The sequence below is a fragment of the Amycolatopsis sp. NPDC004079 genome (assembly GCF_040610415.1).
Lineage (GTDB): Bacteria > Actinomycetota > Actinomycetes > Mycobacteriales > Pseudonocardiaceae > Amycolatopsis > Amycolatopsis halotolerans.
Genome location: NZ_JBEXMH010000065.1, coordinates 40,972 through 48,044 on the forward strand (window position 1 = coordinate 40,972; position 7,073 = coordinate 48,044).

The 7,073-nt window shown below is 70.1% G+C and carries 6 protein-coding genes; 4 read left to right on the forward strand and 2 right to left on the reverse strand.

The window, feature by feature from the left end; all coding sequences use genetic code 11:
- Positions 1-1,083 (reverse strand): peptidase dimerization domain-containing protein, encoded by a 1,083-nt coding sequence (locus ABZX37_RS40600; RefSeq protein WP_354748902.1) that lies wholly within the window; start codon positions 1,081-1,083, stop codon positions 1-3.
- A 72-nt stretch (positions 1,084-1,155) separates the two neighbouring features.
- Between ABZX37_RS40600 and ABZX37_RS40605 the strand changes: the two genes are divergently transcribed.
- Entirely contained in the window at positions 1,156-2,076 is a 921-nt protein-coding gene (locus ABZX37_RS40605) for a hypothetical protein (protein ID WP_354748903.1), read from the forward strand.
- Between the two features lie 7 nt (positions 2,077-2,083).
- Here the strand turns inward: ABZX37_RS40605 and ABZX37_RS40610 are convergent, their stop codons facing one another.
- A complete protein-coding gene (locus tag ABZX37_RS40610) occupies positions 2,084-2,551 on the reverse strand; it encodes a MarR family transcriptional regulator (RefSeq protein WP_354748905.1) in 468 nt (155 codons plus the stop codon).
- 134 nt (positions 2,552-2,685) lie between these two features.
- On the opposite strand from ABZX37_RS40610, the gene ABZX37_RS40615 reads away from it, so the two are divergent.
- The 3 genes from ABZX37_RS40615 to ABZX37_RS40625 all read left to right on the forward strand — a co-directional run bounded on the left by ABZX37_RS40615 (position 2,686) and on the right by ABZX37_RS40625 (position 6,654).
- Positions 2,686-3,873, forward strand: a complete 1,188-nt coding sequence (locus ABZX37_RS40615) for an FAD-dependent monooxygenase (protein ID WP_354748907.1) — start codon at positions 2,686-2,688, stop codon at positions 3,871-3,873.
- A gap of 124 nt (positions 3,874-3,997) precedes the next feature.
- Positions 3,998-5,830: an FUSC family protein gene (locus tag ABZX37_RS40620; protein WP_354748909.1), complete on the forward strand. Its 1,833-nt coding sequence runs from the start codon at positions 3,998-4,000 to the stop codon at positions 5,828-5,830.
- A gap of 71 nt (positions 5,831-5,901) precedes the next feature.
- Complete coding sequence (locus ABZX37_RS40625; RefSeq protein ID WP_354748911.1) at positions 5,902-6,654, forward strand: NPP1 family protein; 753 nt, start codon at positions 5,902-5,904, stop codon at positions 6,652-6,654.
- Positions 6,655-7,073: the final 419 nt, after the last annotated feature.

A 7,073-nucleotide genomic window follows, 5' to 3' on the forward strand; every position in this document is an offset into this window, starting at 1 on the left:
CTAGCCGCCCCGGCGCGCGCGATCGGCGAAATTGTCCCAGGCCTGCCGAACCAGCGCGGGGTGCGCGAGAAGGTCCGACGCGGTCCGGGCCAGCGCCGACGCCGTCGCGAGCAACACCGTCCGGGCTCGCGGCGAGCCGGTCGCCTCGGCGAACGCCCGGCTGCCGACCGCGCGCACCGGATCGTGGAGCGCGACCGACGGATGGATCGTCGGCATCCGCACGCTCAGATCGCCCACCTCGGCCCGGCCGGGCACTGCCGTCGCACCCGACGGGGACGCGTGGATCCCGCACGCCGCGAGTTGCCGGGCGAAATGCCCGGACAGCACCGGATTGTCCTGGAACCGCGCGTGAATCGGGCCGAACCGTTCGACGTTCGCCTTGGTCCCGGTCGCCATCGCGGCGCCTTCGGCGGCTGCGGTCACTTCGGTGACCATCCGGCCGAGCGCCTCCGAGTCCGGCGCGCGCAATCCGAAGCGGGCTTCGGCGAAATCGGGCACCACGTCGGTGGATTCCCCGCCGTGCGTCACGATTCCCTGCACTGTCGCACCCGCCGGAAGCCGGGCGCGCAGGGCGGCGATCGCGGTGAAGACCTGCACCAGCGAGGCGACCGCGTCGGTGGTGTCTTCGGGCGCTGGACCGGAATTCCCGTGCACGGTCACCCGCAGTTCGGTCCGCGCGGCGAGCGGCGCGGCGGCCCAGGTGTGCACGCCGGGCTGGAAAGTCAGCACCGCGTCGATCTCGTCGGCGGGACGATCGGTGACGACGACGGAACCGGATTCCAGCGTCGCGGCGGTGGCGAGCGCCGCGCCGAGCACCGCCGCGGCGACGAGGTTGTGCCCGAATTCGCGGAGCCGGTCGGACGGAAGCAGCAGGGCGACGCACGGACGTCCGGCGCCGTACACGGCGGTGCGGCCGGTGACGTCGAAACCGGCGGCGGCGAGCTGCCCGAGGCCGGGCGCCGGGTCGTCGGCGGGTTCGCGGGACCAGGCCCAGAGCCGCTCGGCGAGCAGTTCGATCTCGTGGTCGGTCCGGTCGTGCCGGTCCTCGTCGGACTCCATGCCGCCGAGGTACCCAGCGGGCAAGGAATCGATCCCCTGCGAAAGTGGGTAATTCGGCCGTGGGCGCGACGGGGCCGGTGCGCGATCGTCACTGGCATGACAGCGGGAACCTACCGGGTGCTGCCGGCCGAGGTGTCGGCGATCGTGAAGAACGTGGAAGGCCTCGGCTCAGCGGCGTTCTCGGCCGTGCGCGACCTCGAGACGCTCGTGATCGACGCCTTGTCGTTCGCGGGCATCGGCAGCGGGGTCGCCGCGGCGAACACCTTGCTGCAGTCGAAACTCGTGTCGTCGCTCGGCGACTTCGTGAAGCTGATCGAACAGGTCAACGGCAAAGTCCAGCACGCGGCGCGGAACTACGCCGACGCCGACACCGCGGTGGCCCAGGGCTACGGCGGCGGAACGGGCGGCGGGGGAGCCGGGGCGGCGGGCGGCGGTGCGGCTGCTGGGGGTGCCGCACCGCAGCAGCTGGACGAGCGGGTCGTCGATTCGATCATGCGGTCCGAGGGCGCGACCGGCGAACAGGGCGGGGTGCCGGAGGCGTACGGCTTCCGGCGGAACATGCACAACGGCTACGACCAGATCATGGCCGCCCGCCAGCAGTACGGCATCGGCAGCGCCGAGGAGCACGCCGTGGTCGCGCAGCTGATGACCGCGAACGCGCGCCACGCCGGAGCGCTGGAGTTCTCCGACGCGGGCACGCAGGCCGCGATCATGTCCGGCGCGCACATGCGCGGCGCGGGCGGCGTCCGGGCGATCCTGAACCACATGGGCGGCGCGGACATCGTGCAGAGCGCGCGCACCCTCGACCCGGCCGCGGTGCAGCAGTTGCAGGGCTTGTCGCCGCAGGAATTCCAGCAGCAGTTCCACGACGCCCGGATCGAGTACGACCGGGAGATCTACGGCGACACGACCACCCGCCAGAACGGGCACACCCAGAACTGGTGGGACCGCTACGGAAACGGGCTGACCCAGCGCTACGACCGCGAGCAGCAGGAGTTCCTGCGGCTGTCGCGCTAAAACCGCTTCAGTCCAAATCGGACAACCGGGCCGTCAGGTCCTCGACCAGCCGGGTCACCAGCCGGTCGAGGAGCTGGCGGTCTTCCGCTGTCCAGCCGCTCATCGCGCCGGCGAACCAGTCCTCGATCACGCCGATGTAGCGTTCGGCCGCGGCTTTTCCTTCCGCGGTCAGCTCGATCAGCCGGGCCCGCTGGTCGTCCGGGTCGGCCACGCGCCGCACCAGCCCGCGGCTTTCCAGCCCCTGCACCTGCCGCGTGACGTGCGGGCCGACGACGTTCATCCGGTTCGCGATCTCGCCGACCCGCAGCGGCGCGTCCTCGATGTGCAGGATGCCGAGCACGGTCATCGCCGGCCGTTCCAGCGGCAGCCCGGTGGCCTCGACCGCGCGCTCGAACAGCTTGCCCCGGCGCAGCGAACCGCTCAGCTCGTTCAGCCGGGGAAGCAGGTCCCGGAGCAGGGAAGGGACGGCGGACATCGCGCGCTCCTTGATTAGATACCTAAGTTAGGTATACAGTTGGGTCACCGGGATCGCGAGAGGCGGTTCCGGCCGGTCTCGAAAATGATACCTAAGGTAGGCATCTACCGCCTGCCGAGGCGAAGGGGAGAACCATGAGCAGGAGTGTGCTGATCTCGGGGGCGAGCATCGCGGGCCCGGCGCTGGCGTACTGGCTGAACCGGTACGGCTTCGCGGTCACGGTGGTGGAGAAGTCGGCGGCGGTGCGCGGCGGCGGGTACCCGATCGACATGCGCGGTCCGGCGGTCGAGGTGCTGCGGCGGATGGGGCTGGACGAGGCGGTGCGGGCGCGGCACGTCAACACCCGGCGGCTGGCGTTCCTCGACGGGGACGGCGGCGTCCTGAACAGCGTCGCGCCGACCGTGATCACCGGGGACGAGGCCGGGCACGACATCGAATTGGCCCGCGGCGACCTCACCAGCCTGTTGTACGACGCGGTGCGCGACGACGTCGACTTCCGCTTCTCGGACTCGATCGCCGAGCTGGACGACTGCGGCGACGGGGTCGACGTGACCTTCGACAGCGGCCGGACCCAGACGTTCGACCTGGTCATCGGCGCGGACGGCCTGCACTCGAAGACCCGCTCGCTGGTGCTCGGGCCGGAGGAGCAATTCCACCGCTACCTCGGCTACTGCTTCGCCGGGTTCACCATGCCGAATTACCTCGGCCTGTCGCACGAGGGCATGTCCTGGGCGGTCGCGGGTCGTTCGGCGTCGCTCTACGCCGCGGGCGACGGCGACATCGACCAGGTGCACGGGTTCCTGATATTCACTCACACCGACCCGCCGTTCTCCGCGTTCGCCGACCCGGCCGCGCAGCGCGCGCTGGTCGCGAGCCGCTTCGAGGGCTGCGGCTGGGAGGTGCCGCGGATGGTCGAGGCGATGCGCTCGGCGGACGACCTGTTCTTCGACGTGGTCAGCCAGATCCACATGCCGGTGTGGTCGAAGGGCCGCGTCGCGCTGGCCGGGGACGCCGCGCACGCGACGTCGTTCCTGTCCGGGCAGGGCTCGAGCCTCGCGATGATCGGCGCGTACTTGCTGGCGTACGAGCTGGCGGAGGCCCCGCACGACGTCGCGTTCGCGGCGTACGAGAAGCGGTCGCGCGAATTCGTGGAGGCGAACCAGGCGCTGGCGACGGGCGGGTCGGTCGTGATGTCGCCGCGGACCGACGCGGAGGTGGCGGCGCGGAACTCGGCGTTGCGGGCGTTGGACGGGCTGCCCGGGGAGGCGCACAGCGAGGTGCACAACTTGCTGACGCTGCCGCCGGAGCGCGCGACCGTCTGAGGTCGTGCGCGGCGATCCCGGCAAGAACCGCGATCGTCGCGCATGAGCTTTCCCCGCCGTGCGGCGCCCGGTCGCGGCGTGCGAGGCTACCCGGCGGCATTGCGCGGTGACGGAACGAGGCGGAATGAACGCGATTGCGCGCGGCGGCGGGATGCTCGCGGCGATTCTGGTGGTCGTCGGCGGCACGGCCGGGCTCGGGGTGGCGCTCGGGCTCGGCGGGACGGCGATGCTGGCCGGGCTGACCGCGTTGTTCTGCTTCATCGCCGCCACCGGCGGGCCGTTGCGGCCGGACCTGTGGCTGCTCGCGGCGTTCGCTCCCGCGGTCGTGCTGGGCGGGGCCGGGCCGCGGTTGCTGGGCGAGGTTTCGCCGGTCGCGTCGATCGCATTGCTGGTACTGGTGGTGTTCGCGGCGGCGGTCGTGCCCGCGCTCGGGCCGCGGTACGTGACAGTCGGGCTCGGACTCGGCATGGCTTCGGTGTTCGGCTACGGCTTCCAGTTGAGCGGTGCGGCCAGCCCGGTGCAGATCATCTGTGCGCCGGCGCTGGCCGTCGGGGTCGTCTTCGTGCTGCGACTGCTTATGGGCTTGCGCGATCCCGGTAAACCCACCCGCACCGCGCTGGCCGACGCCCTCGCCGGACCGGACCGCGCGAGCGCGGAGCGGGCAGTGCGATTGTGGGTGACCGACCGCCCGCGAGCGTGGCAGGCGCGTGTTCTCGCAGGCGGCGCGCGGTATCACGGAACGGCCGCGTTGCTACGAGACCGGCTACGCGCGTTCGACGAGGAGCAGGCGGCCGCCGTTTCCCGCGTGCTAGACGCGGCAGACGAACAGGTCGCGGCGCTTGCGGAAGCCGTGCGAGCCAAGACTGTCTCGGACCCACCGGAGATCGAACGAATCGATCCGGATGTCGCGCTGCCCGGGGACACCAGCGCGCTGCTCGACGAAGCCTGGGCCGGACTGTTCGCGATCAGGGAAGCAGTACTGGCCCGCGACGAGTCCATTGTGGACTTCCCACGGCACCTCGTCCGCGAGGCCTTGCGACGCGAGGCGACCGGAGTGTTCTCGTGGCGGTCCGCTCAATTGCGGCACGCGGTGCGGTGTGCTCTGGGAATGCTTGTCGCGGCGGTGATCGCGACATTCCGGCCCGGCGACCCGCTCACGGTGTCTTTCCTGATGACGACCTTCGCGCTCATGCAGCCGGAATGGCGGGACACGCTGGCAAAGGCAGGGCAGCGCGCCGCCGGCGCCGTGGCCGGAGCCGTGGTCCTGGCGGTCGCGCTGTGGCTGTTGCCGCCCGGTGCGTTGCTGCCGCTGGGAATCGTCGCGCTCCTTGTCGGATTCCCGTTCATGCAGGTCAAACCCATGGTGTTCAACGGCTGCATGGTGCTGATGAGCGTCGGCATGAACGCCACGACGCGACATCTGGACGCGGTCTCGGTACTCGTGGAGTACCTGCTGCTGGTGGCGCTGGCGGTGGCGATCGGGCTGCTTTTCGGCTTCGCCGCAGTGCCAGGCGTCCCGAAACCTTCAGTGGCACAACGATTTTCCGACGCCGTCGCCGAAACCGGCGAACTGCTCGCCTCGGTGGCGGAACGACTGCGCGGGGGAGGCGGCCGACGCGAGGTCGGACTGCGATTCCGCGCAGCGGCCCGGACACATCAGGACCTGCTGAGCCCCGAGCCCGGCAGCCGGGAGCCTTCGCCGGAGCAACGAGAAGCCCTGGAAGAAGCCGGACAGGGCCTACGCGGACTCGCCGCGTCGGCAGGCGCGCTGCTGCAGCGAGATGACCAGTCGCCGACAATGGCGTCCTTCGCCTCGGCAGCCGCGGACGCGCTGGCGGGCAGCGGCGAGTTGCCGCCGCGTCCGGCCGACGTGGACGAGGAGGAGCGCCTGCTGGCCGACCTCGTACGAGCTGACCTGCTGCGCGTGCACCGGGGCGCGGAGGTCCTCGCGAACTGAAGGCCGTGCGGCCACCGAATGCTTCCCTTGCGTACCTTCACCTTCTGTATTCACAATGTCACCATCCGAACATGAGGAAACTCCCGATCGTGATGGTGGCCATGGCACTGCTGTTCCCGGTGTCCGCGGCGTACGCCGATCCGCCGCACAACCTGCCGCAGAAGGCCAACGGATACGAGCAATCCTTCTCGCCTGCATACGACTACGACGGCGACGGCTGCTACGCCACCCCAGCGATCGGCCCCGACGGCACGCTGGCTCCCGGCCTCAAAACCACCGGCGCGGTCAACGGCAACTGCCACGACAAGTCCGATCTGGACAACTCCCAGACCTACTCCCGGTCGACTTGCAACCACGGCTGGTGCGCGGTCGTCTACGCGAGCTACTTCGAAAAAGACCAGGCGGTAGACGGCAGCGGCCTGGGCGGACACCGGCACGACTGGGAACACGTGATCTCGTGGATCGACCAGTCGTCGAACCAGGTCGAGTACGTGACGACCACGCAGCACTCCTCGCAGGTGACCTATCCGCGGTCAAAGGTGAGCTTCGACGGCACCCACCCGAAGGCGGTGTATCACAAGGACGGCCCCGGCACGCACTTCTTCCGCCTGGCCGACGCCCATGACGAACCGCCGGAAAACCACTACCACGACTGGCGCTATCCGCCCTTGGTCGGCTGGGACGGCTGGCCGACGACCACCCTGCGCGACCGCCTGATGGGCGCGGACTTCGGTGCCGCGACGATCAAGATCAGCGAAGGCCGCTACCAAGACCTGCTGGAAAAGTCGAAGCCCAACGGCATCCCCTTCGACCCGCGCGGCTGACGAGTTCCGTGAGGGCCACCCTGGGGGACTCAGAGTCCCTCAGGGTTCCCCTCACGGCCCCTCGACGGTCTGTGAGGGGCTCCTTCACGGAATCAGATTCCCTCAAGGAGCCCTTCACGGACCGCCTCCGCCCACCGCCGGAACGCGCCCCAATGTGGCATTGGGTGCGTCAGACGCACCGAACGCCACATTGGGTGCGTGCGATGCACCCAATGCCACATTGGGGCGCAAGCCCCACCCACCAACAAACCGCACCGGTGCACCTCGACAAACCGCACCGGTGCACCCAGCGATCGAGGCACCCAGCCCCTCCCCCGCACCCCGATACGAAGCCTCCCTGCGGTTCGGGGGTGCTTGTCAAGGCATCTAGCGCGATCGACAGCCCGGCCTCGACGTGCTGCAGCGTCATCAGGTAATTG